The sequence below is a fragment of the Marinobacter sp. Arc7-DN-1 genome (assembly GCF_003441595.1).
Classification (GTDB): Bacteria; Pseudomonadota; Gammaproteobacteria; order Pseudomonadales; family Oleiphilaceae; genus Marinobacter; species Marinobacter metalliresistant.
The window spans coordinates 2,209,907-2,234,976 of record NZ_CP031848.1; the positions used below are offsets into that span (position 1 = coordinate 2,209,907).

Sequence of the window (25,070 nt, forward strand, 5' to 3'; positions counted from 1 at the left end):
TATCAAAAGAAGGTGCCATCAATCGGCGACGATGCGCTGGCATAGAGTTTCTTGGGCATCCGGCCGGCCAGGTAGGCTTCACGGCCGGCTTCAATAGCCAAGCGCATGGCGTTGGCCATTTTAATCGGGTCCTTGGCCTGGGCGATCGCGGTATTCATAAGCACCCCGTCGCAACCCAGCTCCATGGCAATAGTGGCGTCGGATGCAGTGCCAACGCCGGCGTCGACCAGCACGGGAACGCTGGCATTCTCGACAATCAGGCGGATGTTGTACCGGTTCTGGATGCCAAGCCCGGAGCCAATGGGCGCGCCCAGGGGCATGATTGCAATACACCCCATATCTTCAAGGCGCTTTGCCAGCAATGGGTCGTCGGAGCAGTAGACCATCACCTTGAAGCCGTCCCGGATCAGCTCCTCGGCCGCCACCAGTGTTTCGGTCATGTTCGGGTAGAGGGTCTTTTCCTCACCCAGGACCTCCAGTTTCACCAGATCGTGGCCATCGAGGAGTTCCCGGGCCAGTTTGCAGGTGCGCACCGCATCCCTGGCGGTGTAACAGCCAGCGGTGTTAGGCAGGATGGTGTAGCGTTCCGGAGAAATCACATCCAGCAGGTTGGGCTCATCCGGGTTCTGGCCCAGGTTGGTCCGGCGAACGGCAACGGTGACGATTTCCGCGCCGCTGGTCTCAATGGCATGACCGGTTTCCATGAGGTCGCGGTATTTGCCGGTGCCCACCAGCAATCGGGACTGATAAACCCGGCCGGCGATTTCCAGGGGTTTGTCTTCGGGAAGCTGCAGTTCGGATGTCTCTGTCATAGTGTTCCTGGGTAGCTTGAATTCGGGACGATGAAAACCGTCGGTACGGTGGCTCAATCAGCGGCAAGTGCACTATCGTCAGCCGCCACCAATGGCGTGAACAACTTCTACACGGTCGCCATCGCTTAGGGTAAATTCCGGGTGCCGGCTCCGGGGGACGATGTCCTCATTAACCTCGACGGCCAGCCGTTTGCCGCCGAGGGCCATTTTATCAATCAGCGTGGCAATGGTCGCGCCTGCCGGCAACTCCATCGCATCGCCATTTACCTGAACCTGCATGTGTGCTGCACCTCTGTATTCGTCATTTGTTCCGGCGTATCGCGGACATTACCAACAGTGCCCAACCAACCATAAAGCACCCCCCGCCGAGCGGAGTAACCGGACCAATCCAGCGGATGTCGGTCAGAACCAGCAGGTAAAGACTGCCGCTGAACAGCAGGATTCCAGCCAGATAAAACCCGGAGGCCCAGCACAGAAGTCTTCTGGACAGGCCCAGCCCGGATAACACCGCCACCAGAACCAGCGCAATGGAGTGGTACATCTGATAGGTGACGGCGGTCTGGAAAACTTCAAGACCCCGTTCGCTGACCAGGCTGCGCAGACCGTGGGCGCCAAAGGCACCGGCCAGCACCGCCAGAAGTGCCAGAAGGCCGCCGGCGACAAGGGGAGCCCCCAAAACGCGCCCGGTGCCCTGTTTTACGGAGTCAGCAGTCACAGTGGATCTTTTCTCCGGAGTCCAGATTCATCATGGTCAGTACGCCGCCCCAGACACAGCCGGTATCCAGGCCGATGAACCGATCATCTCCGGTGTTGCCTTCCAATGCCGCCCAATGCCCGAATACCACACGAGTATCGTCACCACGAGCGTAGCGGAACCAGGGGGCAAAGCCTTCCGGGGCACTGTCCGCGGAGTCCTTGGTGGTCAGCTCCAGCGTGCCATCCCCGGCAATAAACCGCATACGGGTGAAATAATTGGTAATAACCCGCCAGCGGTCCATGCCCGCCAGGCCTTCATCCCAGCACTCCGGCCGGTTGCCATACATGTGGGTGAAATAGTCTTCTGCGGCATTACCGCGGATCACCTCTTCCACCTCGCGGGCACAGCGCATGGCCTGTTCCACGGACCAGATATGGGGCAGCCCCGCGTGGGCCATGACCAGGTTGCGGGCCGGATCGTGAATACAGAGATACTGTTGCCGGAGCCAGTCCACCAGCCGGTCGTGGTCGGGCGCTTCCAGAATATCGGCCAGGGTGTCTTTACGGCGGGTTTCATGGCCACCCAGGGCAACCGCCAGCAGGTGCAGGTCGTGATTGCCGAGCACCACCACCGCAGAGCTCCCAAGGCTTTCAATGTATCTCAGGGTTTCCAGTGAGGAAGGGCCCCGGTTGATCAGGTCCCCCGCTACCCAGAGGCGGTCCCGTGAGGGTGAGAAGTCCACTTTGGCCAGAACATCCCTCAGGCGGTCGTAACAGCCCTGAATATCGCCAATGGCGTAGTCAGTCATTACTTACCTCGTTTGCCGTTTTAGCCGCGCCTTTTTCATCCGCCAACAGATCTGCAATGGCCACATAATCGGCCAGGCCCAGGTTCTCAGGGCGCAGGCCGTCGCTGATTCCCAGGCTCTGCAGCTGTGCCACTGACACCATGCCCCCAAGGGCCTTGCGCAGGGTTTTTCGGCGGGCGTTGAAGGCGGTCCGCACCACGGCCTGCAGGGTGGTCAGATCCCTGGCCGGATGTGGCAGGGTCCCATGAGGCACCAGGCGGACAATGGCCGACTCCACTTTCGGTGCCGGCCGGAAAGCGCCGGGGCCGACTTCAAATAACGGCTGCACCTTGCAGAAATACTGGGTCATAATGCCCAGACGCCCGTAATTGTTGTCCCCCGGTACCGCCGCCATCCGCTGCACCACCTCTTTCTGGAGCATGAAGTGCATGTCCTGCACGACACCTGCCTGCCCCAGCAGGTGGAAAATCAATGGCGTAGATATGTTATACGGCAGGTTGCCTATAATCCGCAGGGGCCGGTCAACCATCAGCTGGCTGAAATCGAACTTGAGCGCATCCGCTTCATGGATCCGGAATTCCGGGTAGTTGAAGAATTTGGTGCGCAGTACCGGAATCAGGTCTCGGTCAAGCTCCACCACCTGGAGCCGGGGGTTCACCGCCAGGATTTCCTCGGTCAGGGCGCCCAGGCCAGGGCCGATTTCCACGATCGAGTCATCCGGCCCGGGGTTAATGGCGCGGATGATGCGCTCGATAACGCCCGGGTCGTGCAGGAAGTTCTGACCAAACCGCTTTCTGGCCTGGTGGCCGGCTTTGTTACTCACGAACGTGTCTCTTGACTGGAAGATTTTTGACAGCGGGCCATTTGCTCACCCACTCTGATGGCCCTATGCAGGCTGCCGGAATCGGCCCGGCCGGTGCCGGCCAGATCCAGGGCCGTCCCGTGGTCCACGGAAGTGCGCACAATGGGCAGGCCCAGGGTGATATTCACGGCACGCCCGAAGCCCTGGAATTTCAGCACTGGCAGCCCCTGATCATGATACATCGCCAGAACGGCATCGGCCTGGTCGAGCCAGTGTGGCGTGAACAGGGTATCGGCCGGGAGTGGCCCGGTCAGTGAAATACCCTCACCCCGGAGTTTGTCCAGGGTTGGTTCGATAGTTTCAATTTCCTCACGACCAAGATGACCACCCTCACCGGCATGGGGGTTCAGTCCGGCCACCAGAATCCGCGGGTGTCCGATTCCGAAGAACCGTTTCAGGTCGGCATCGAGAATCCGGGTAACCTGGGACAAACGCTCCGGGGTGATGGCTGCCGAAACGTCCTTGAGTGGCAAGTGGGTGGTTACCAGCGCCACACGCAGCTGCTCAGTGGCGAGCATCATCACCACCCGCCGGACCCCGCACAGCTCCTGCAGAAATTCGGTGTGGCCACTGAACGGGATACCGGCCTCGTTAATCACGCCTTTATGAACCGGCGCGGTGACCATGCCATCAAAGTCTCCGCTCAGACAGCCGTTACCGGCGATTTCCAGGGTTCTGAGCACATAGCCGCTGCCGGCAGGGTCCAGCCTTCCTGGCTGGTGACTGGCACACCCCTCGACGTGCAGCACGGACACATGGCCCGCCTCCATTCGGGGTGCCTCGCCCGGGCGCCAGGGGTGCAGCACAACAGGTAACTCCATTTGCCGCGCACGGGCTTCCAGCAGCGGCTGGCTTGCAACCACCACAATTCCGGCCGTCCGGATCTCCAGCGCAAGCTGAAGACACAGCTCCGGACCAATGCCCGCAGGCTCGCCTGCGGTCAGTGCCAGCACCACGGGATCCGTCATCAGGAAACCGGCTCTTCTTCCGCGGGGGCATCGTTGGCGTACTCACCCTTGAACTCGACGAAGGCCTCGTCGCGGATTTCCCGGAGCCAGTTCTGCAATTCGGTCTCGAACTTGCGGCGGTAGATTGCCTGGCGCGCCTCAGACTCCCGTACTTCACCACTGATGTCCTTCTGACGGCGCTCCTGAACCTGCAGGATGTGCCAGCCGAACTGGGACCGGAAAGGCCCGCGGAACTCGCCGACATCAGCCTCCGTCATGGCCTGCTCAAACGCCGGCACCATCTGGCCCGGGCTCACCCAGCCAAGGTTGCCGCCGTCGGAGCCGGATACCGGGTCGTCGGAATACTCCTTAGCCAGGGCGCTGAAACCGGCGCCATTCTGAAGCTGTTGGTAGAGATCCCGGATCCTGGCTTCCGCCTGGCTGTCGGTTGTCGCTTCAGACGGCCGAACCAGAATATGACGAACGCGATGCTGCTGAATGACCTGCTTTTGCTCTCCACCGCGCTTGTCCATCACCATCACCAGGTGGAAGCCACTGTTGTTTTCCAACACCGGCGATGGCTCTCCCACCGCCAGATCCGGCACCACCGGAGCGACCAGAGAGGGCAGTTGCCCCTCGGCCCGCCAGCCCATGTCACCACCTTCAAGGGCATTGCTGGCATCGGATTCCGCGACAGCAACTTCGCGGAAATCACGCCCTTGGGCGATCTCGCTGCGCAGACGCTCAGCCTTTTCCCGGGCGGCTTCCATTTCAGCTTCATCGGAGGGATCGTCAACACTGACAAAAATATAGGCCAGCCGATATTCCGCACCGTTGTTTCCGCGGGCTTCCTGACTCTCCAGATAGTTCTCAACCTCCCGGTCGGTTACCCGGACCCGGGTACCCACCTGTCGCTGCTGCACCCGGCTGGTCAGCATTTCCTTGCGGATCTGCTCCCGGGCCTGGTTATAGGTAACCCCTTCCGCCTCCAGTTGCGCTTCAAACTCGGACAAAGCCATGCCGTTGCGATCAGCAATATTGGCCATGGTTTCGTTCAGTTCGTTATCGCTGATACGCATGCCGGCCCGGTCCGCCATCTGCATCTGGATCGAGTCGGTGATCAGTTGGTCAAGAACCCGTTCTTCCAGCACCTGTCTCGGCGGCAGTCCGGTACCCTGGGCTCTGAGCCGGCTGGCGATGGTGTTGATCCGGGCCTCCAGCTCGGTCTGAAGAATGACATCCTCATCCACGATGGCCACCACCTGATCCAGCAGTTTTCGCTCTGCCTGCACGGTCAGCGGTGCCATGACGGCGAGAAAAACCAGTAACGCTTGAACACCATGGCGAAGAGTCGCCTTCATAATCACCTCTGCAAATAGAATATGAGCCTGCATGCCAGTACGGGGCTTAGTCCCACTCCTGGTCAGGGAGTTCCGTACCGGCGACGCTCCCTTTCGTCAAACCCGTAAATCGCCTCGGAAATCCGCGCCGAGGCACCACCACTGCCACCCAGTCCTTTCAGTTGAATCTGAAACAGTATGCGCCCCTGAAGCTCCCGGTCGTAAGTCAGGTAATTCTGGTGAACCACCTGAATGCTCCAGCAGCAGTTGTTGTATTCAATGCCGGCCAGGGACCCCACCGTACGGTCAAGGCTTGAGTCGTAGACCCAGCGGCCGATCAGACTAACACGGTCCGTCACCGGGAAAACCGTCGCAATGTCTGACTGTTCCAGTTCATCCCGGCTATAGGTGTGCCCCAGACTGGCCAGGTAGCGGTAATCACTGGAATGGAAAGTCAGCTGACTTCGACCTTCCTCGGTATCACCGGTGTCGGGATCCCACAGGCCAGACGACCGGATCTCCAGAGTATCAAGCGGGTTGAGCACCACCTCACCCGCCAGCGGAGAGCGGCTCCGGGTTCCGCCCCCCTCACCAAACAGGGTTACCTCACGGTCGTCAAAGTACTGCACCTGGCCGATACTGAACCTGGCCCGCTCGGCACCGGTGAGCAGGTCATTGAAACGGCTGGTCAGGGCCACGGTCAACTGGTTGGCGTCACCTACCCGATCACCGCCGGTAAAGCGATCCGGCTGAAACAGCTGGTCAAACCGGAACGTCTGGAGGTCGGTGTCAAAGTCAGGAATGTCATTCTGATCCGCGTCCGCATTGGCCCATACATAGTACAGCCGGGGCTCAAGGGTCTGGTTGTAGGGCACATCAAACAGACTGCCCTGACGGTCGAAATAAAGCCCGTTATCCCACTCGGCAACCGGCACCGTGCGATCAAACGCGCCATCGCCGAGATCGTAATCATCGAGATCGTAGCGGGTGTAATCCACACTCACCGAGGGGCGACTGAAGCCCCACAACGCCCGCAGTGGCAGAGCCAGTTCCGGCCGGGCCCGGAACCGCTGACCGTTGGCCTGGTCCAGACCAGTCAGTCCTTCGTTATCACGGTAAAAAACGGTGTACTGACTCTCCAGATTCGCTTCCAGAATACCCGCGCCTGCCTGTCCCGCGTAGATTATTTCAGGCAGCTGGGCATAGGGCTTATCCTCATTGGCAATACTTTCACTGATGGTCTGGTAATCGTTAAGGTAGGCATCAAAATACTGCTGGTCGCTCCGGTAAGTGACCCCACCCTTTCTTTGCAGGTGGGTTGCCTGGTTAATCTCCAGGTTACGGTTCAGGTCGCTGAAATAGTCCTCGTCACTCACTACGGAAAAATCACCGTAGCCGGACCAGCCACCGCCGAACACCGCCCTCGTGGTGGCATCCAGAGCCCAGCGCTCGCCCGATTCGCCGGGATTCTCGGCCGCGAACTCCGAATCGCTGCCGATGTAGCCCAATTGCAGCGTCGTCTCGCCCAGCGAACTGAGATAGCGGCCCTCGGCCTCGTTGAACAGGCCCCGGCCATTCATGTACTGAGGCGTGAGCGTGGCGTCATAATGGGGGGCAAGGTTCAGATAATAAGGTAGCGCGAGAAAGCCTCCGCTACCGGCAGTGGAAGAACCGAACTGGGGATACAGAAAACCGGATTTCCGGCGGTCATCAATAGGAAAATTGGCCCAGGGCCAATAGAAAACCGGCACATCCAGAACCTCAAGGCGAACGTGCCTGGCAGTGCCAAAACCCTCCGCCCGATTCAGTCTGATATCCGAGGCGACAATGGCCCAGTCGTTCTGCCGCGGGCCACAGGTGGTCAGTAACCCGTCCTCCATCACGACCTGTTGCTCGCTGAGCCGTGACAGGCTGCCGGCCCGGCCACGCATTTCCGGCCCATGGAGCAGAAAAGTGGCGGTATTGACGTCGAGGCGTCCGGTCTCGACGTTGTAATTCGCGCTGTCACCGGTCAGCAGGAAGCCGTTGCCTCGGCTTACCAGAGGCCCCTGAACCGACACCGCCCCCTCGGCCTGGTTGTATCTTGCTTCAGAACCCGTTACCTGGAACTGGCCCTGTCGAATGCGTACATCGCCCTGAAGAAAGAGCTCCTGATCTATCTCGTAGCGGGCATTCAGGCCTCTGGCTTCCAGGGGCTGTTCCACGTCAACGCCTCCGGCAAATGCACCGCCTGCGCCTTCACCATTGCCGGACGGCAGGTAGCCGCCGTCACAGAACGCGGGCAATGCCAACCGGGTCTTTTCCGGCAACTCTGCCCTGGGCCGCCAGTCAATCTCCGCCGCCGACGGGGCCGTTTCTGCATGGCCAGTGGCCCATCCGAGCCCCAGCGTGCCAGCCACCAGCAATAGGCCATACCGGTGCTGCTGCCGGCTTATCGGCCTCTGCGGTGGGCGTTCTGGACATGGCACAGTGGCTGAATCCTGTTCCGGGTGAATGTGAGGACGGGCAACGTTAACAGCGGCCTAGTTTACACGTGCCCTCCGGGGTTGTTAACGGAAACTCCGCTGCAAAACCGTTTTACCCTCTTTATACTGGTCTGCTAACTTTCGCAGTCAGCGACAACTTAATTTAAAAGGATCGCAACCCGAGCCATGGACACCCGCCAGCAGTTGCTGACCGACTGGGTCAGACAGTTTCCGGGACTTGAACAGAGCAAACCCGAACCGGTTTCCGGCGACGCCAGTTTTCGCCGCTATTTCCGGGTCTGGCGGCGTGTGGGCCAGGATGAGCACACACCTTTTATCGTGATGGATGCGCCGCCGGAGCACGAGGATTGCGTGCCCTTTGTAGCCATTGCCCGACACTGGCACCGGCAAGGCGTGGCGGTACCGGACCTTGTACAGGTGGATCTGAAACAGGGCTTTGTGCTGCTGGAGGATTTTGGTGACCAGCTGATGCTCGGACAGCTGAACGATAACTCTGCCGGCCGGCTCTACCGGAATGCGCTGGATGAGCTGACCCTGATTGCCCGGCAGACCTCGCCCGCCAACTATCCGCTGCCGCCCTACGATGCCACGCTGCTTGAGCGGGAAATGGCCCTGTTCCCGGACTGGCTGCTGGAACGGCAGTTGGGCATGACGCTCGAAAACAGCGAAAAAGCCTTGCTGGACACCACATTTTCGATACTCCGTGAAAGCGCCCTGGCCCAGCCGGAAGTCACCGTGCACCGGGACTTTCACTCCCGCAACCTGCTGGTGCGTCAGGGCAAGGCCCGCCCCGGCGTCATCGACTTTCAGGATGCGGTGACCGGGCCGGTAACCTACGATGTGGTCTCACTGCTCAAGGATTGCTATATCCAGTGGCCGGAAGATCGCATCTGCGACTGGCTGGAGGCATTTCGCCAAAACGGCCTTGACGCCGGACTACACCGGGCAGACCGGGAAACGTTCCGCCAGTGGTTTGAACTGATGGGCATGCAGCGCCACCTGAAGGCAGCCGGAATATTCGCACGGCTGTCCATCCGGGATGGCAAGCACGCCTACCTCAAGGACATTCCCCGCACGGTGCAGTACCTGATTGTTGCCAGCAGCCGTCAGCCGGCCCTGCGCCATTTTCACGAGTGGCTCAGCGACCGGGTAATGCCCCTCATCGAGGCCAGCATCGGCCCGGCGCAGGAGCATTCGCCGCAGTGAAAGCCATGATTCTCGCCGCCGGCAAAGGTGAACGCATGCGGCCGCTGACCCTGGCCACCCCCAAACCCCTGCTTTGCGCCGGGGGCAAGCCGCTAATTGTTCACCACCTTGAGCACCTGCGCCGGGCGGGATTCAGCGAGGTGATCATCAATCACGCCTGGCTGGGTGACCAGATTGAAGAAACCCTGGGCACGGGCGAGCAGTTTGGCCTGTCCCTGCGTTACTCCCGGGAGGGTGAGCCCCTTGAAACCGCCGGAGGCATCGTCCGTGCCCTTCCCCTGATCACAGAGGGCGAATCCGGCTGGTTTCTGGTAATCAACGGCGACATCTGGAGCGACTTCGAACTGGCGAAACTCAAACCACCAGAGCAGTCAGACGCACTGCTGGTGGTCACCGATAATCCACCGCACCATCCCGGGGGTGACTTTTGCCTGACGCCACAGGGTGTATTGGCCGAATCCGGCCCTGACAGGCTGACCTTCACCGGCATCAGCCTGTTGCACCGTCGCCTGTTTGAGGGCCTGACGGATCAGGCCGGCAAGCTGGGGCCGGTCCTGCGCAAAGCCATGGGCGAAGGCCGCGTGGAGGGCCTCTACCATCCGGGCCAATGGGTGGATGTGGGAACTCCGGAACGACTGAGAGCGCTGGACCGGCAACTTCACAGCGGGGAGCCCGGAAACCATGGCAAGCGGTGACAAACAACCCGTGCTGCCGGCCCGAATGGAAGCCGAATTTTCCAGCCTGATGCGGGAACTCTCAGCGTGCGGCCATCAGGCACCTGCCCTGATCGAGCGGGCCCATTTGCCCCGGTGGTGCCGGCGCCCCCTGTTCTTTTTCCTTGGCTACATTGCCAGGGCGGAAGGGCGGGTCACCGAAGCCGACATTGGCTATGCCGAATCGCTGATCAAGGCCATGAGGCTGTCGGCACGCCAGCGCCGGCGTGCCATCAACTGGTTTCAGCAGGGCAAGGCCGCCGGACAACCGCCCTCTATCCGGGGGCTTGCCCTGAGGCTGTCCCGACGACTCTGGCCGGCACCGGCCCTGAAAACTGCGATCTGCCTGTGTCATGCCAGCCAGCTTGGTGGTCGCCCCGGTAAACCCCGGCGCTACCGCTGCGAGGATGCCATTGACCAGATTGGTCTGCCCGTGAGTGTCAGCGACGACATCTTTGACAGCTACGCCAGCAAGGTCTGGAGTCGCTACACAGAAAGCCAATCCAAACCAACCAGTTACCAGCAGGCGTGCGAACTGCTGGGGGTTACCCGGCGGGATTCACTGGAAGTGATCAAACGGGCCTACCGCAAAAAAGTGTCCGAATGCCATCCGGATAAGCTGGCGCAGCAGCAAGTCAGTACCAGCGAAAAAAATCTGGCCAAGGAACGGCTGCTGAATTATCAGCAGGCCTGGGAACTGATAAAACGGCACCACGCCGCCAGCCGACCATGATTTCACCGGGATTCCAGCCAGGCCGCAACGCGGCTGGCGATAGTATCGCCAAATGCCGCCGACGGCGGGCCGAACCCGGGAATCGGTTGCCGCTGGTAGCCGTCAGCCCCTGCCCGAAGCAGCTTCTCACCGGTACTCCAGCCCGGCTCACCACCGCCTGAGCCTGCCGGATGAAGGTCCAGCAATGCCGTGCCGAGCGAAGTGAGGCGCTCCGGCAAGTCCGCGCGGTCAGAGGGATAAAATTGGGGCGCGACCCAGACCAGGGCCGAGACGCTCGCCCCCTCCAGGATTCGGTTGGTCACATGAATGCTCGCCCGGCCAATACCCATAAGTGCCGGCGCCTCGTAGCCCCGCTCTACCAGCTCCGCCAGTCCTGCCTCCAGGGCCTGGCTGATCCGGTTGCGGTAGCGGGCCTCCAGATCATCCGCATTTTCCGGTGCCATCACGTCAATCATCACCGACTCGGTGGGCGCTTCATCATTCGCCTCCGGTCCCGGGGCACTCACAACTGGTCCCGCCAGCATTCTTTGCAAGGCAGGAGACGGGGCTTCCAGGCCAAGCGTCAGCACCGCCCACCCTCTCGCAGCCAATGCCCTGGCCACCGCTCCCGCCAATCCGGATGCGGCAGTTTCACCTTCATCAGCCAGAACCACCAGGGCACCCTGCGCCGGCAGCCTGGTCTCGGGGTAAAACAGCCCCAACGCGCGCACGCCCTCTTCAAGCTCCAGCCAGACGGCAGCCTCGGGAAATGCCTGACTCAGCCCCCGCTCGCCGATGCCCGTCCAGACCAGGGACCGACTGGCGGAACCGGCGCCTGAGCCCGCCTGCTCTGGCTTGGCGTTCGTCCGCGGGTCTTGACCCTGGGCAAGTGCGGGTGACACAACGGTTACGATCACGGCAATCACAACAAACCACCACAACCGGGGCCGGCAATTCTCGACTCTGAGCACAGATCCTGATCCTTTGACTGCGAAAAAACGCGACTGAGCTGTTAGACTAGCATTCACTTTGAATGTGCGGCAGGGACCGCTGACTACGCCATTATCAATTGTTTTGAGAGAGCCGTCATGAACCCTTACCTGATTGCCCCATCCATCCTGTCCGCCGATTTTGCCCGTCTGGGCGAGGAGGTCGATAACGTGCTGGCTGCCGGCGCCGATATCGTTCACTTCGATGTGATGGACAATCACTACGTACCCAACCTCACGATTGGCCCCACGGTCTGTGAGGCGCTGCGAAAGCACGGGGTGACCGCCCCCATTGACGTGCACCTGATGGTGTCACCGGTGGACGATCTGATCCGCATGTTCATTGACGCCGGTGCCAGTTACATCACCTTTCATCCGGAAGCGACCAATCACATTGACCGTTCATTGCAGCTGATCCGCGATGGCGGCTGCCAGGCCGGCCTGGTGTTTAACCCCGCCACGCCCCTGCACTACATGGACTACGTGATGGACAAGCTGGATATGGTACTGCTGATGTCGGTGAACCCCGGTTTCGGAGGCCAGAAATTCATTCCCGGCACCCTCGACAAGCTGCGGGAAGCCCGCAAGCGTATCGATGCCACCAACTACAATATCCGGCTGGAAATCGACGGGGGCGTCAAAACCGACAATATCCGGGAAATCGCCGAGGCCGGCGCCGACACCTTCGTGGCCGGATCGGCCATTTTCAACACCGGCGACTATCGGGCGACCATCGACGCCATGCGCGAAGAGCTGGAGCAGGCCCGCAAGGTGATCAATCAATGAGTCTTGCGGGGCTGTTCAGTCCGCGCTGGCCTGGCGTTGCCCTGTTTGATCTGGACGGTACGCTGGTGGACAGCGCGCCGGATCTGGCGGCGGCTGTCGATCAGATGCTGGAGCACCTGGGCCGTTCACCGGCCGGTATTGACCGGGTGCGGCAGTGGGTGGGCAACGGCGCGAGCGTACTGGTACGCCGGGCGCTGGCCGGGCAGATAGACTGGCAGCCGGCATGCCCCAAAGACGACGCCCTGTTCAAAGATGCCCTGGCGATTTTTTATCACGCCTACGGCACCATCAATGGTCAGTATTCCGTGGTCTACGCAGGCGTCGAAGCCTGCCTGACCCACCTCAGGAACCAGGGCTGCCGCCTGGGTGTGGTGACCAACAAACCGGAACAGTTTGTGGCGCCTTTGCTGGAACAGATGGGGCTGGATCACTGGTTTGAACTGAGCATTGGCGGTGACACCCTGCCGGTAAAGAAACCGGACCCGGCGCCCCTGCTTCACGCCATGGACGCCCTGGGCGGAACCCGCGGCACCACGGTGATGGTGGGTGACTCCGCCGCCGATGTGAACGCGGCGCTGGCCGCCGGCATACCCTGCGTGGCGGTCCGCTACGGATACAACTTCGGGCCCGCCGTAGACACCCTGGGTGCCGACGCGGTTGTTGATTCGCTCGCCGAGCTTTTGTAAAGATGCAAATCCGATTTCAGGAAACCGCACCATGACACCCGATCAATTCGCCGAGCTCGCCGACGCCGGCTTTAACCGCATCCCCGTGTACCGCGAGGTTCTGGCCGACCTCGACACGCCTCTGAGCACTTATCTCAAACTCGCCAGCGGGCCCTGTTCCTACCTGTTCGAGTCCGTCCAGGGCGGCGAGAAATGGGGCCGTTACTCCATCATCGGCTTGCCCAGCCATGAGGTGCTGAAGGTGTTTGACCACCGGGTCGAGATCAGCCGCGGCGGCGAGATTGTCGAAGCCAAAGAGGTGGACGATCCGCTGGCCTTCGTGGAAGCCTACCAGAGGCGCTTTCACGCTCCGGATCTGGACGAGCTGCCCCGGTTTAACGGCGGCCTGGTGGGCTACTTCGGCTATGACACCGTGCGCTATATCGAAAAGCGCCTGCGCAAGAGCTGTCCGCCCGATCAAATCGGTACGCCGGACATCCTGCTGATGGTGTCCAACGAAATCGTGGTATTCGACAACCTGCGCGGCAAGCTGCACCTGATTGTCCACGCCGATCCGGCTGTTGACGGGGCCTTTACCCAGGCCCAGGCCCGCATTGATGAACTGGAAAACCGCCTGCACCGGCAGACCGCCGATGCCCCCCGCACCCCGGAACACCTGCGCGGCAAGACCGTGGACGAGAGCGACTTCATCTCCGGCTTCAGCCGGGAGAGATTCGAAGCCGCCGTGGACAAGATCAAGGGCTACGTGCTCGACGGCGATGTCATGCAGACCGTCATCTCCCAGCGCATGTCGATCCCGTTCGAGGCGCCACCCCTGAACCTGTACCGGTCCCTGCGGGTGCTGAATCCATCACCGTACATGTACTTCCTGGATCTGGGAGACTTTCATATAGTCGGCTCATCCCCGGAGATCCTGGCCCGGGTGGAAGACGAGGAAGTCACCGTGCGCCCCATCGCCGGCACCCGCAAGCGCGGCGCCACCGATGCCGAAGACAAGGCGCTGGAAGCCGAACTGCTGGCCGACCCGAAAGAAATCGCCGAGCACCTGATGCTGATTGACCTGGGCCGCAATGACGCCGGCCGGGTCTCGGAAACCGGCACCGTTCGGCTGACCGACAAGATGATTGTCGAACGCTATTCCCACGTCATGCACATTGTCTCCAACGTGACCGGCCGACTGAAGGACAACACCAGTTGCCTGGACGTGCTACGGGCCACCCTGCCCGCCGGCACTCTCAGCGGCGCACCCAAAATCCGGGCCATGGAGATCATCGACGAGCTGGAACCGGTCAAACGGGGCGTTTACGGCGGTGCCGTGGGTTACCTGTCCTTCAACGGCAACATGGATACGGCGATTGCCATCCGTACCGCCGTGATCAAGGACAACACCCTGCACATCCAGGCCGGTGCCGGCGTGGTGGCCGATTCGGTGCCCCGTCTTGAGTGGAAGGAAACCATGAACAAGGGCCGTGCGATCTTCCGCGCGGTGGCCATGACCTACAACGATTTCGACCACTGAGGCGGAGGAACGGATTATGTTGCTGATGATCGATAACTACGATTCCTTCACCTACAACGTAGTGCAGTATCTGGCGGAACTGGGCGCGGACGTTCAGGTGCACCGCAACGATGAAATCACCGTTGAGGAAATCGAGGCCCTGAACCCGGAGCGCCTGGTGATTTCCCCGGGCCCCTGCACGCCCAACGAGGCGGGCCTCTCCATGGACGCCATCCGGCACTTTGCCGGCAAGCTGCCGATCCTGGGCATCTGCCTGGGCCACCAGGCCATTGGCCAGGTCTATGGCGGCGACATTATCCGCGCCGGGCGCGTGATGCATGGCAAGGTCTCCCCGGTGTTCCACAAGGATACCGGCGTGTTCCGTGGCCTGAGCAACCCACTGCAGGCGACCCGTTACCACAGCCTGGTGATCGACAAGACCACCCTGCCCGACTGCCTGGAAGTGACCGCCTGGACCCGCAACGACGACGGCTCCATCGAGGAAATCATGGGGGTGCGCCACAAGACGTTGCCGATCGAGGGCGTGCAGTTCCACCCGGAGTCTATTATGACGGAACAGGGTCACGAACTGCTGCGCAACTTTCTGAGAACACACTAAGAGGCCGACACATGGACATGAAAGAAGCTCTCAACCGCATTGCCTCCAACCTGGACCTGTCCCGGGAGGAAATGAAGGACGTGATGCGCATCGTCATGAACGGCGAAGCGACGGACGCCCAGATCGGTGCGTTTCTCATGGGTTTGCGCCTGAAAAGCGAAACCATCGATGAAATCACCGGCGCGACCGAGGTGATGCGCGAGCTGGCCACCAGGGTCACCGTGGACGCCGAGCCGCTGGTGGACATCGTCGGCACCGGCGGCGATGGCGCCAACCTGTTCAATGTCTCCTCTGCCGCATCCTTCGTGGTGGCGGCCGCTGGTGGCTTCGTGGCCAAGCACGGTAACCGTGCCGTATCCTCGAAAAGTGGCAGCGCGGACCTGCTGGAAAAAGTGGGTATCAACCTCAGCATGAACCCCGAGGAAGTGGCCCGCTGTGTGGAGCAGATCGGCGTCGGCTTCATGTTCGCCCCGGCCCATCACGGCGCCATGAAATACGCCATCGGTCCCCGTAAGGAGCTGGGCTGTCGCACCATCTTCAACATCCTCGGCCCGATGACCAACCCGGCAGGCGTTAAACGCCAGCTGATCGGCGTGTTCACCAAAGAGTTGTGCCGTCCCATGGCTGAAGTTCTGCAACGACTCGGCGCCGAGCACATCATGGTTGTTCACTCAAAGGATGGCCTGGACGAAATCAGTCTGGCGAGCGCCACCCACGTGGCGGAACTGAAAAACGGCGAGATCACCGAATACGACACCACCCCGGAGGACCTGGGCATCAAGAGCCAGTCTCTGGTAGGTTTGACGGTCGACACGGCCGAAGATTCCCTGAAGCTAATCAAGGCCGCTTTCGGACGTGGTCATGATGAAATGGCCGAAAAAGCACGGGACCTCATTGCCCTGAATGCCGGTGCGGCCATCTATGTCGCAGGCCTGGCAAGTACAACTAAAGAAGGCGTCGATATGGCCCTCGACGCCATGGGCTCTGGGCTGGCCGCCGGCAAGATGTCGGAGCTGGCTGATTTTTCCCAGTGTTTTTGAGGGCCAGAAATTCCGAAAGGATCTGACCAAGTTTGACGAGCCGGTGCTGGGGGCCTTTCCAAAACTGTCGGTAGCCATGGATGGCTACCGCCAAGCCCTACAGGGACGTACTTGCGGGCGTGTTTTGGAAAGGCCCCCAGCACCGGCTCCAGCACCCAATTCCGCAGGCATGAGATGACTGACAGACATTTGGACAAGACACCCACGATTCTTCTGAATATTGTGGATCGCAAATGGGAAGAAATTGATGAGCGCAAGCCTAAGGTCAGCATCGATGACCTGAAGGCCATGGCTGGAGACCAGCCGTCTGCAAGGGGCTTCGCAAACGCCCTGCGCACGCGAATTGAATCCAGAACCCCTGCGGTCATCGCCGAAATCAAGAAAGCCTCCCCCAGCAAGGGCATCCTCCGTGACCCGTTCGAACCGGAAGTCATTGCCGAAAGCTACGAAAAAGGCGGCGCCGCCTGTCTGTCCGTGCTCACCGACAAAGACTTCTTCCAGGGCCACGAGGGCTACTTGGTTGCCGCCCGCAACGCCTGCAGCCTGCCGGTGATCCGAAAGGACTTCATGGTCGCACCCTATCAGGTGTACGAAAGCCGGGCCATCGGTGCCGACTGCATCCTGCTGATCGCTGCCTGCCTGACCAAAAGCCAGATGCAGGAACTCGAAGGCATCGCCCACGACATCGGCCTGGATGTGCTGGTGGAAGTGCACGACGGCGAGGAACTGGACGATGCGCTGACCCTGAAAACACCCCTGGTCGGCATCAACAACCGCAACCTGCACACCTTCGACGTGTCTCTGGACACCACCTTCGATCTGCACGAACGGATCTCTCAGGACCGGCTGACCATCACCGAAAGCGGCATTATGACCAGAAATGACGTGGGCGCCATGACCTCACGAGGCATTTATGGCTTTTTGGTCGGCGAATCGTTTATGCGGGCTGAAGAGCCTGGTCAGAAGTTGCGAGAGCTGTTTTTTCCAGAAGGCTAACTCTCAAGCCTGAACAGGCCAGTGGGTACGACCTGCCAAAATCGTGCGGAGCCATGGATGGCGGAGCCGAGCGTACAGGGACGTATTCACAGCGTATTTTGGCAGGTCGTACCCGCTGGCCTGTGCACCAAAATATGCAAAAGGCATTATTACCCAGGCTTCGCCAATGCCTCCTGCAAGAGTTCCAGAAGATGGGCAGGCATTCCCTCAGCCAGCTTCAGCGCCGCCTCATGCCCCCGGGGCGACATCTTGCCCCAGGTCCGGCGCACGATGCGTAACCACTTCTCCCGGTCGTACTCCGCTTTCTCCTCATAGAAATCCGCGAAGTACCGCTCGAGGAAAACCATGCAGGCAACATCCTCCAGCAGCTGGGTGTCCTCATCCTGCCTGAGTTCGCGCTTGGTGAGAATCGTCTCCACCCGCTCGCATTCATCCGCAGGGTAGCCACAGTCCGCCATAATCTCCGCCGCCCGCCGGCCATGCATCCGGCCGCAGGCCTGGCGCCATTGATAGTAGGCCTTGCGGCCCTCCGGATAATCCTTGCGGGGCATCGTCCAGCGCTCGATGTGCTGGGCCCGGCAGGCGATCTGCATGCGCTCGGAGGGTTCGGCCTCCAGCTCGAACAGCCAGCGCGTCATGTGCAGGCTGTAGGCATATTCCTTGGGCAGACGCTCATCGCCAAACTGCTCCCGGTTCGGGTCCGCCTGGTTTGCCTGGTCGATGGCTTTAAGCGCGCATTGAAGACGTGAATCCTGGCCTGTCATTATCCTTCCTGAACTTTGTACGGTTTATCGGGTGACCATGTTGGGCGTGCTTCACCAGCGCTTCGGCACGCCGACAGTGAGCCCTGTGAAGCCGGGGGCTCAGGCCTGGGCAGAAGGACGCGCCTTGATGCGGTCATACCAGGCCTGGAGGTTGGCCTGCTCCGGCTTGATACGAATGTTCACCACCCGGGCAAAGGCGAGGGCGGTGAAGGCGTTGATATCCGCAGCCGTGAACCGGCCAAGGCAGATGTATTCCTTGTCCGCCAGGTGCTTATCCAGAAAATGCATGAACTTCTCCACGCTCCTGCCGCATTCCTCGCCCCATTCCTTGACCGGGTTCATCCGGTCCTTGAAGTAGCCGGTGGTGTGCTGGAAACACATGGCGGTGGGCATGAAAAAGTAATATTCGATCCAGCGCAGCCACTGCTCAAGCTGCGCCTTTTCCAGCGGGGTGTCGCCCAGCAGGCTGGGCGTATCCGGATAGCTCTCTTCGAAGTAGCGGCAGATCGCCATGGTTTCGGCAATGCAGGTGCCATCGTCCAGCTCCATCACCGGCACTTTTTTCATGGGATTGCGGGCGACATATTCGGGTGTCAGGTTTTCACCCTTCTGCAGGTCGATCTCGATGAATTCCGCCTTGTCGAGCAGGCCTTTTTCGGCCATGAACATACGCACGCGGCGGGGATTGGGGGCGGTCTTGGTCTCGAAGATTTTCATTGTTATCGGCTCCGTTCCTGATGATGTCTGGCGGTGTAAAAGGTCAAAAGCGAAAGACTGACCGGAAAGACGAAAGACTGACCGGAAAGAAGAGTTGCGTCAAGCAACCAATGCTATCGGTACAACCAGTTGCGAACCTGCCGGATGATCCACTCCGGCTCATCCAGTGGCAGGTCATGGCCGGCATCGGGGTGCAGTTTCAATGTCCATTGCCAGCGTTCTTCCAGGGCAGCACTGCAACGCCAGTGAACAATGCGGTCACCACGGCTGGCCAGCAACAGGGCATCCGGCAGGGGGCGCTTCTGCCCCGGCAGGTACCGCGCAGCCGCAGCCAGCTGGTTCACGGCATTGCGGGTGCTGACCGGGCGCTGGCGCTGGATGCTATACCACTGTTTCGCCAGGGACAACGGAACCTCATGATTGCAGGTAAGCCTGAGGATGTCCCGCTCCCGGTCAAACAGTTCCTTGCGGCCCAACAACCTTAGAATCCGGAGCCAGGCCCCTGGACGCATCCGTTGCCACGTCGGGCTGAAGCCGGAACTGGTGTTGATCAGGATCAGATTCTGAATTTCACCTTCGGAGACGTTCTGGGCCCAGTCCAGAGCAACCATCCCTCCCATGGAGAGCGCCAGCAGACTGAATGGCTTGGGAATATGACTTACCTGCTCACGCACTTTCTCACGAATACCGGCCACGGAGGCCGGACTGGGATCCCGATAGTGCACACCCGTACCAGGCAGATCGACGGTGTGAAAGTGGTGGTCCGGAAACGTTTCCTGCAGGCGGGCCGGAAAGCCTCCCCAGTGCGCCCGCTCCCGTGTCAGACCCCGCAACAGAATCCAGTGCATGCTATTGAGAATCCCGATACCAGTGCATGATGGCGGCCTCTCTCAGCATGGACTCCTCTTCCCGGGCCGGCAACCAGTTTTCGTGGCAGGAAAACGCCGGCATTTTCACGGTTCACCTATTTGTAGAAGTAATCCCACAAATGATTGCTACAACTTGTTGACGGTCCGCCGGGAGGCAGAACATGTCTCCGGTAAAGACGGATTCAGAATACGCCCTTGTAACTGAGCTGAGGTTCGTTATCCTTATATTTACGTATTAACCGAGACTCACTGATTTGTTCGACCATAACAACGACAATAAAACTGCTGTTTTCCCGATCCTTGCGGATCGCGGCCCCCTTATATCGGAACCTGTATCGGAAATAGCACCGACAACACCCTCAAAGAATCACAAACCCTGAAAAAGGAGAAGTGACTATGCGAAAGCTTACGTCTGCTGCAATACTTTGCGCGCTTTCAATACCCGCCATGGCCCAGGCCGATTGCGGCGAGGTATCCATCACCGAGATGAGCTGGGCTTCCAATACGGTCGTTACCAACGTGGCCAAATTCATTATGGAGCAGGGTTACGGCTGCGACGTGACTATTGTTCCATCCGACACCGTGCCCGCGGTGACCTCGGTTGCCGAAAATGGCGAACCGGACATTGTTACCGAGCTGTGGCTGAACTCGGCGGGCGAAGCCTACCTGCGCCTGGAAGAACAGGGCAAGGTAGAGCGGCTCGGCAAGGTGCTGGATCCAGGCGGCATTGAAGGCTGGTGGATTCCGACCTACCTCGCGGAAAAGAACCCCGAACTCACCACCATCGAAGGCGTGATGGCCAATCCGGAACTGGTGGGAGGCACATTCAACAACTGTCCGGACGGCTGGGGCTGCCGGGTTGTCAGCGATAACCTGATTCGGGCGCTGGACCTGAAAGGGTCCGGCATCAAAGTCTTTAACCACGGTTCTGGTGAAACTCTGGCGTCTTCCATGGCGTCGGCCGTACAGAAGAAAGAGCCCTGGTTCGGCTACTATTGGGGGCCGACCGTGCCTCTGGGCAAGTACGACATGACCCGGGTTGAGCTGGGCGAATACAAGCCCGAAGTGCACACGAAAAACCAGACCGCCAATGCGAAAAATCCGGGCGTTTCCGAATTCCCGGCAGCGACCGTCCTGACGTCGGTAACCAAGGATTTCAAAGAGCGTGAACCGGACGTTGCCGAGATGCTCAGCAAGCTGACGTTCAAAACCTCCACCATGAGCTCGGTTCTGGCATGGATGGACGCCAACAATGCCTCTGGTGAGGAGGCTGCTGTGTATTATCTCAGCAACAACAGTGACGAATGGTCAACCTGGCTGAACGACTCGGCCAGACAACGGCTGGCTAAGATTCTCAACAACTGATCAACCTGCCCCGCCCGGGACATCTTCCCTGACATGTCCCGGGCAGTTTCCCGAGAACCGATCTGATTTCAGACGCGCGCAGGAGAGACTGACCGCCCATGGCAACCTACGATTCCCTGTTTTCATCATTAGGCCTAAAAAAATGGTGCTCGGAAGGCACAAACAACGGCCCCATGTCGATGGCCGATTTGCTGAACAAAACCAGGGGAGAAAGCGCCGAACCAACATCGCTTTGGGAACTGCCGTTCCCATCCATGGATGCACTGAACGAGTCCTGTTCCGCCTTCCCCCAATCCCGGGAACTGACCAAGGGGCTTGAGCAGGGTTTTCTGGCGGTGAAGGACAGCCTAAGCCTGGTGCTCGACCCACTGACCCAGCCACTCAGCTGGTTCCTCGATGGCGCGCTTTACGCCATGCTCAGCACGCCCTGGTGGATTATTATTCCACTGTTGCTGGCGGTTGTTTATGTGGTGACCAAATCCTGGAAGTTGATGCTTTTTGTCGGGGGCAGCATCGTGCTTCTGGCGTTTATTGATCATTACGACTACGCCATGCAAACCCTGGCGATTATTCTTGTCAGCGCTTTTCTCTGTGTGCTGCTCGGGGTGCCGGTCGGCATTGCCATGGCCCGAAGCAATACACTCCAGCGACTGATCATACCGGTGCTGGACATGCTGCAGACGCTGCCGCCATTCGTGTACCTGATCCCACTGATTTTCCTGTTCAGTGTCACCGAATCAAAACTCTACGGCATCGCGATCATCCTCTACGCCATCGTTCCCGTGATCCGGCTGACCAATCTCGGTATACGGCTGGTTGATAAGGACGTCATTGAAGCTGCCGACGCCTTCGGCATGACGCCCCGACAAAAGCTCTACAAGGTCCAGATTCCGCTGGCCCTGCCCAACATCATGGCGGGTGTGAACCAGACCATCATGATGAGCCTTGCCATGGTTGTTATCGCCTCCCTGGTGTCCGCGCCCGGGCTTGGGGTGCTGGTTCTGCGTGGCATACGTAATCTGGAACTGGGCGTTGGTCTGGTATCCGGCCTGGGCATCGTGATCCTGGCGGTCATTCTCGACCGGGTAACCAAGGCATCACTGGCACGTATCAACGTTTCGCAGAAGCAGTGAGGAAAGACCCATGGCAAAAGACATCAAGATTTCGATAAGAAACCTGTTCAAGATCTTCGGCCCCACTCCGGATGTGGCGCTTGAGTATGTTCGCCAGGGCATGAACAAGGCCGATCTGCTGGAGCAGCAGAAACACGTTCTTGGCCTGAGGGACATCAATGTGGATATGCACGATGGCGAAATCACCGTGATCATGGGGCTCTCGGGTTCCGGGAAATCGACTCTGATCCGGCACCTGAACCGCCTGATTGATCCAACCGCTGGCGAGATCCGGGTCGACGGTGAGGACATCATGAACTTTAGCGAAGAACAGCTTCGTCAGCTCCGACGGGAGCGCATGTCCATGGTATTCCAGAAATTCGCCCTGCTTCCCCACAAGACCGTTCTGGAGAACGCGGGGATGGCCAAGGATATCCGCGGCTACACCACATCGGACTTCGAAGCCGATGCCAGGAAATGGCTGGCCCGGGTTGGCCTTGAAGGTAACGAATACCAGTATCCGCACCAGTTGTCTGGCGGCATGCAACAGCGCGTGGGCATTGCCCGGGCGCTGGTTTCCGACGCACCGATCATGCTGATGGACGAAGCTTTTTCAGCGCTGGACCCACTGATCCGTTCAGACATGCAGGACCTGCTGCTGGCACTGCAGGAAGAGCTGAAAAAAACCATCGTGTTCATCACCCACGATCTGGATGAAGCCCTGAAACTGGCCGACCACCTGGTAATTCTCAAGGACGGTGAAATCGTCCAGCAAGGTGATCCACAGGAGATACTGATCAACCCGGGCGATCCGTATATTGTCGACTTCATCAGTGATATTAACCGGGCACGGGTTCTCAGGGTACGTTCAGTGATGGGCCCGCCAGATTCCCGTGAAGCCACCTATGCTGGCGACATCTCGGAGAAAGATAATCTGGAGTCGGTGCTCCTGAAATCCGGCGGCGATATGTCTCTGAATTACCGGGTAATGCGGGACCAGGAGCATGTAGGCACCCTGCACATGAAAGACCTCGCCCTTGCACTGGTACCGACCCCGGCCTCAGAAGACCGGAGTAAAAGCGCAGCCTGAACGCCGCCGCAGGGTTACAAAACCGCTGCCAGGGTCTATGATCAAGGTAAAGCCGACCCCCTTCGGCACACCGGCTTTCCAACCATGTCAAGAGCCCTGGTTCTGTGTTTTACGCTCATCCTGGTCGCCTGCTCACAGTCAGAGGACCCATCAACACTGGTTCCGGAAGTGGCTGCAAAGGCGAGTGAAACTTCCCCGGCGGCCCGCGCAACGCAACCCCGCCAGAAGATCATTATTGGCGCAGATCCGTGGTGCCCCCACAACTGTGAAGCCGGCTCAGACCGTGAGGGTTACATGGTTGATATCGCCAGGGAAGTCTTTGCGCTGGCCGGAGTCGATGTCGAGTACGTCAATATGAGCTGGGCCCGGGCGATTCAGCAGGCCCGTGACGGGTACATTGATGGTGTTGTCGGGGCCTTACACGGCGATGTACCGGATTTTGTCTTCCCGGAGGAGGCTACCGGCCACACGGCGACGGCCCTGTATACCCATCCGGATAACGCCTGGAATTACAGAGGCACAGACTCTCTCAGCGATCTGACCCTGCTGGCCATCAACGGCTATTCCTATTCACCCGAGCTTGATGCCTACATTGCAGAACATCAGGATGATCCCGGAAAGGTCTGGATACTGTCCGGACCGGCTCCCCTCAGCCGGGCAATCGAATTACTGGACAAACACCGTTCGGATGTTTTCCCGGAAGACCGCGAGGTCATGGAGTTGGCACTGCAGCAGCAGGGGAACCCTATAGCCCTGCGGATGACTGATGTGATACACCAAGCCCCGATCTACATCGCGTTCTCTCCGGGGAACCAGGACTCAGAAGAGCTCAGTGACCTTCTTTCAGAAGGGACACGAGCCCTGAAGAAATCCGGGCGGATAGAGCAGATTATGGCCCGCTACGGGCTTACATGGCCGGAGTGAAAAGCCCGAATCGTATCGCCTTCCGGCGTGGACAGACGCAACTCCCCTTTTCGCCCGATTTTCGCTGAGGCGACTCTCCCCAGCAGATTGAGAAAACGATCCTCCTGTCGCATCAGAACGGGCGCACACGCCATCCGGGTTATCGCCATCGGTCCGAAGGCAATCCCTTCACCGCCAAGCTTGTAGCTGCCTGTGTAGCGGTTACACGAGGACCGGCCGGCAATCCGGTTATCCTCAAGAAACTCGATCGTGATTTGCGAACGATCAATGATTCCGCTGCCCGCGAGATTCTCCACGACCCATTCAGCACCTCTGAACAGGCGTTGCGGATCGCCACCACAGCCACTGAACTCCCCGCCATTGACGGCGAGGCGCACCTGCGCCGGATACTGGGCGCCCGACATGCTGTCCTCACAGAGCTGCTGGGCAACGGTCAGAGTAATTGACAGATCATCCAGCGTTGCAACAAATTCCCGGCCGTGCCGGTTGGCGGTCTGCAGCGCCACCGGAATGCGTCGGGTCCTTTCCTCTTCGTAGGGCCTCGTCAGCAAAAGCTCCTGACCCTCAATCGTCACATGCCAGAAAGGTTCGTTGCCCCTGGCCTCGAAAGGCATCTCCAGGCCACCCGGAGGCAGACATTCGGGATAGGTCTGCCCCTGTATGGTCAGGGTTGCTCTCTCACCCTTGTTCCAGAAACGGGTCGTTTCATCTCCCGGAGCAACATACAGAGCACCGGATGCACTCTCCGCTGGCTTCAGCAAAATGCGCCGATCGAGATAGTCTACGCTGATCAGCTTGCTATCCTCAGTGCCGGATACCCCGATCTCGAGCTGCCCGCACGAGTAAACCCCGGAAGCACGCTTACTGCCTTCGGGCAAGGAAGAGCAGGCAGTGGCGGCAAGTCCGGAGGCAGTGACGACAGACAGCATCAAAACTCGTCCTGAGTACATGGTCAGTTCCCTTGAAGACATGAATACAGACGCACAGTTTAAAACCCAACGGTCGCGAAGGCCAACGCCAAGGAATCGCGAG

At 59.7% G+C, this 25,070-nt stretch carries 26 protein-coding genes; 13 read left to right on the forward strand and 13 right to left on the reverse strand.

Annotation, left to right across the window (positions count from 1 at the left end):
* Positions 1–2: 2 nt before the first annotated feature.
* The 8 genes from D0851_RS10385 to D0851_RS10415 form a co-directional block, all read right to left on the reverse strand.
* On the reverse strand, positions 3–812 hold the full coding sequence (locus D0851_RS10385) for a thiazole synthase (RefSeq protein ID WP_205422176.1): 810 nt from the start codon (positions 810–812) through the stop codon (positions 3–5).
* Positions 813–890: 78 nt separating this feature from the next.
* A complete protein-coding gene (gene thiS / locus D0851_RS20320) occupies positions 891–1,091 on the reverse strand; it encodes a sulfur carrier protein ThiS (RefSeq protein ID WP_205422177.1) in 201 nt (66 codons plus the stop codon).
* A 22-nt stretch (positions 1,092–1,113) separates the two neighbouring features.
* Positions 1,114–1,527, reverse strand: coding sequence for a DUF423 domain-containing protein (locus tag D0851_RS10390; protein ID WP_376788048.1), 414 nt, complete (start codon positions 1,525–1,527; stop codon positions 1,114–1,116).
* The gene (locus D0851_RS10395) at positions 1,517–2,317 is read right to left on the reverse strand and encodes a symmetrical bis(5'-nucleosyl)-tetraphosphatase (protein ID WP_117618593.1); all 801 of its coding nucleotides are present in this window, start codon (positions 2,315–2,317) and stop codon (positions 1,517–1,519) included. The genes D0851_RS10390 and D0851_RS10395 overlap by 11 nt, the downstream gene beginning before the upstream one ends.
* The gene (gene rsmA, locus D0851_RS10400) at positions 2,310–3,140 is read right to left on the reverse strand and encodes a 16S rRNA (adenine(1518)-N(6)/adenine(1519)-N(6))-dimethyltransferase RsmA (protein WP_117618594.1); all 831 of its coding nucleotides are present in this window, start codon (positions 3,138–3,140) and stop codon (positions 2,310–2,312) included. The genes D0851_RS10395 and rsmA overlap by 8 nt, the downstream gene beginning before the upstream one ends.
* Positions 3,137–4,147 (reverse strand): 4-hydroxythreonine-4-phosphate dehydrogenase PdxA, encoded by a 1,011-nt coding sequence (gene pdxA / locus D0851_RS10405; protein ID WP_117618595.1) that lies wholly within the window; start codon positions 4,145–4,147, stop codon positions 3,137–3,139. The genes rsmA and pdxA overlap by 4 nt, the downstream gene beginning before the upstream one ends.
* Positions 4,147–5,487: a peptidylprolyl isomerase gene (locus D0851_RS10410; protein WP_117620356.1), complete on the reverse strand. Its 1,341-nt coding sequence runs from the start codon at positions 5,485–5,487 to the stop codon at positions 4,147–4,149. Before D0851_RS10410 ends, pdxA begins: the two co-directional genes overlap by 1 nt.
* A gap of 62 nt (positions 5,488–5,549) precedes the next feature.
* Positions 5,550–7,871 (reverse strand): LPS-assembly protein LptD, encoded by a 2,322-nt coding sequence (locus D0851_RS10415; RefSeq protein ID WP_117618596.1) that lies wholly within the window; start codon positions 7,869–7,871, stop codon positions 5,550–5,552.
* Positions 7,872–8,117: 246 nt separating this feature from the next.
* Here D0851_RS10415 and D0851_RS10420 point away from each other — a divergent pair, with 246 nt between their 5' ends.
* The 3 genes from D0851_RS10420 to D0851_RS10430 are packed head-to-tail and all read left to right on the forward strand — an operon-like array spanning position 8,118 to position 10,604.
* On the forward strand, positions 8,118–9,158 hold the full coding sequence (locus D0851_RS10420) for an aminoglycoside phosphotransferase family protein (protein WP_117618597.1): 1,041 nt from the start codon (positions 8,118–8,120) through the stop codon (positions 9,156–9,158).
* The gene (gene murU / locus D0851_RS10425; RefSeq protein ID WP_117618598.1) at positions 9,155–9,853 is read left to right on the forward strand and encodes an N-acetylmuramate alpha-1-phosphate uridylyltransferase MurU; all 699 of its coding nucleotides are present in this window, start codon (positions 9,155–9,157) and stop codon (positions 9,851–9,853) included. Before D0851_RS10420 ends, murU begins: the two co-directional genes overlap by 4 nt.
* Complete coding sequence (locus tag D0851_RS10430) at positions 9,840–10,604, forward strand: DnaJ domain-containing protein (protein WP_227539257.1); 765 nt, start codon at positions 9,840–9,842, stop codon at positions 10,602–10,604. Before murU ends, D0851_RS10430 begins: the two co-directional genes overlap by 14 nt.
* A gap of 2 nt (positions 10,605–10,606) precedes the next feature.
* On the opposite strand, the gene D0851_RS10435 is transcribed toward D0851_RS10430, so the two are convergent.
* Complete coding sequence (locus D0851_RS10435) at positions 10,607–11,554, reverse strand: DUF3530 family protein (protein WP_117618599.1); 948 nt, start codon at positions 11,552–11,554, stop codon at positions 10,607–10,609.
* Positions 11,555–11,671: 117 nt separating this feature from the next.
* On the opposite strand from D0851_RS10435, the gene rpe reads away from it, so the two are divergent.
* From rpe to trpC, 6 genes are all read left to right on the forward strand, one after another.
* Entirely contained in the window at positions 11,672–12,358 is a 687-nt protein-coding gene (gene rpe, locus D0851_RS10440) for a ribulose-phosphate 3-epimerase (protein WP_117618600.1), read from the forward strand.
* Complete coding sequence (locus D0851_RS10445) at positions 12,355–13,044, forward strand: phosphoglycolate phosphatase (RefSeq protein WP_117618601.1); 690 nt, start codon at positions 12,355–12,357, stop codon at positions 13,042–13,044. The genes rpe and D0851_RS10445 overlap by 4 nt, the downstream gene beginning before the upstream one ends.
* Positions 13,045–13,075: 31 nt before the next feature.
* Entirely contained in the window at positions 13,076–14,563 is a 1,488-nt protein-coding gene (gene trpE / locus D0851_RS10450; RefSeq protein WP_117618602.1) for an anthranilate synthase component I, read from the forward strand.
* 16 nt (positions 14,564–14,579) lie between these two features.
* On the forward strand, positions 14,580–15,161 hold the full coding sequence (locus D0851_RS10455; RefSeq protein WP_117618603.1) for an aminodeoxychorismate/anthranilate synthase component II: 582 nt from the start codon (positions 14,580–14,582) through the stop codon (positions 15,159–15,161).
* Between the two features lie 11 nt (positions 15,162–15,172).
* On the forward strand, positions 15,173–16,201 hold the full coding sequence (trpD, locus tag D0851_RS10460) for an anthranilate phosphoribosyltransferase (RefSeq protein WP_117618604.1): 1,029 nt from the start codon (positions 15,173–15,175) through the stop codon (positions 16,199–16,201).
* A 174-nt stretch (positions 16,202–16,375) separates the two neighbouring features.
* Positions 16,376–17,197: an indole-3-glycerol phosphate synthase TrpC gene (trpC, locus tag D0851_RS10465; protein WP_117618605.1), complete on the forward strand. Its 822-nt coding sequence runs from the start codon at positions 16,376–16,378 to the stop codon at positions 17,195–17,197.
* Positions 17,198–17,346: 149 nt separating this feature from the next.
* Here the strand turns inward: trpC and D0851_RS10470 are convergent, their stop codons facing one another.
* The 3 genes from D0851_RS10470 to D0851_RS10480 form a co-directional block, all read right to left on the reverse strand.
* Positions 17,347–17,961, reverse strand: coding sequence for a DUF4202 domain-containing protein (locus D0851_RS10470; RefSeq protein WP_117618606.1), 615 nt, complete (start codon positions 17,959–17,961; stop codon positions 17,347–17,349).
* A 99-nt stretch (positions 17,962–18,060) separates the two neighbouring features.
* Complete coding sequence (locus D0851_RS10475) at positions 18,061–18,678, reverse strand: glutathione S-transferase family protein (protein WP_117618607.1); 618 nt, start codon at positions 18,676–18,678, stop codon at positions 18,061–18,063.
* Positions 18,679–18,791: 113 nt separating this feature from the next.
* The gene (locus D0851_RS10480) at positions 18,792–19,526 is read right to left on the reverse strand and encodes an alpha/beta fold hydrolase (RefSeq protein ID WP_117618608.1); all 735 of its coding nucleotides are present in this window, start codon (positions 19,524–19,526) and stop codon (positions 18,792–18,794) included.
* Positions 19,527–19,943: 417 nt separating this feature from the next.
* Here D0851_RS10480 and D0851_RS10485 point away from each other — a divergent pair, with 417 nt between their 5' ends.
* The 4 genes from D0851_RS10485 to D0851_RS10500 all read left to right on the forward strand — a co-directional run bounded on the left by D0851_RS10485 (position 19,944) and on the right by D0851_RS10500 (position 24,038).
* The gene (locus tag D0851_RS10485) at positions 19,944–20,912 is read left to right on the forward strand and encodes an ABC transporter substrate-binding protein (RefSeq protein ID WP_117618609.1); all 969 of its coding nucleotides are present in this window, start codon (positions 19,944–19,946) and stop codon (positions 20,910–20,912) included.
* A 98-nt stretch (positions 20,913–21,010) separates the two neighbouring features.
* Positions 21,011–22,045 (forward strand): ABC transporter permease, encoded by a 1,035-nt coding sequence (locus D0851_RS10490; protein ID WP_117618610.1) that lies wholly within the window; start codon positions 21,011–21,013, stop codon positions 22,043–22,045.
* Between the two features lie 10 nt (positions 22,046–22,055).
* Positions 22,056–23,114, forward strand: coding sequence for a quaternary amine ABC transporter ATP-binding protein (locus D0851_RS10495; protein ID WP_117618611.1), 1,059 nt, complete (start codon positions 22,056–22,058; stop codon positions 23,112–23,114).
* Positions 23,115–23,198: 84 nt separating this feature from the next.
* Complete coding sequence (locus tag D0851_RS10500) at positions 23,199–24,038, forward strand: substrate-binding periplasmic protein (RefSeq protein WP_117618612.1); 840 nt, start codon at positions 23,199–23,201, stop codon at positions 24,036–24,038.
* On the opposite strand, the gene D0851_RS10505 is transcribed toward D0851_RS10500, so the two are convergent.
* Positions 24,014–24,988, reverse strand: coding sequence for an META domain-containing protein (locus tag D0851_RS10505; RefSeq protein WP_227539258.1), 975 nt, complete (start codon positions 24,986–24,988; stop codon positions 24,014–24,016). The two genes, D0851_RS10500 and D0851_RS10505, sit on opposite strands and share 25 nt — an antisense overlap.
* Positions 24,989–25,070: the final 82 nt, after the last annotated feature.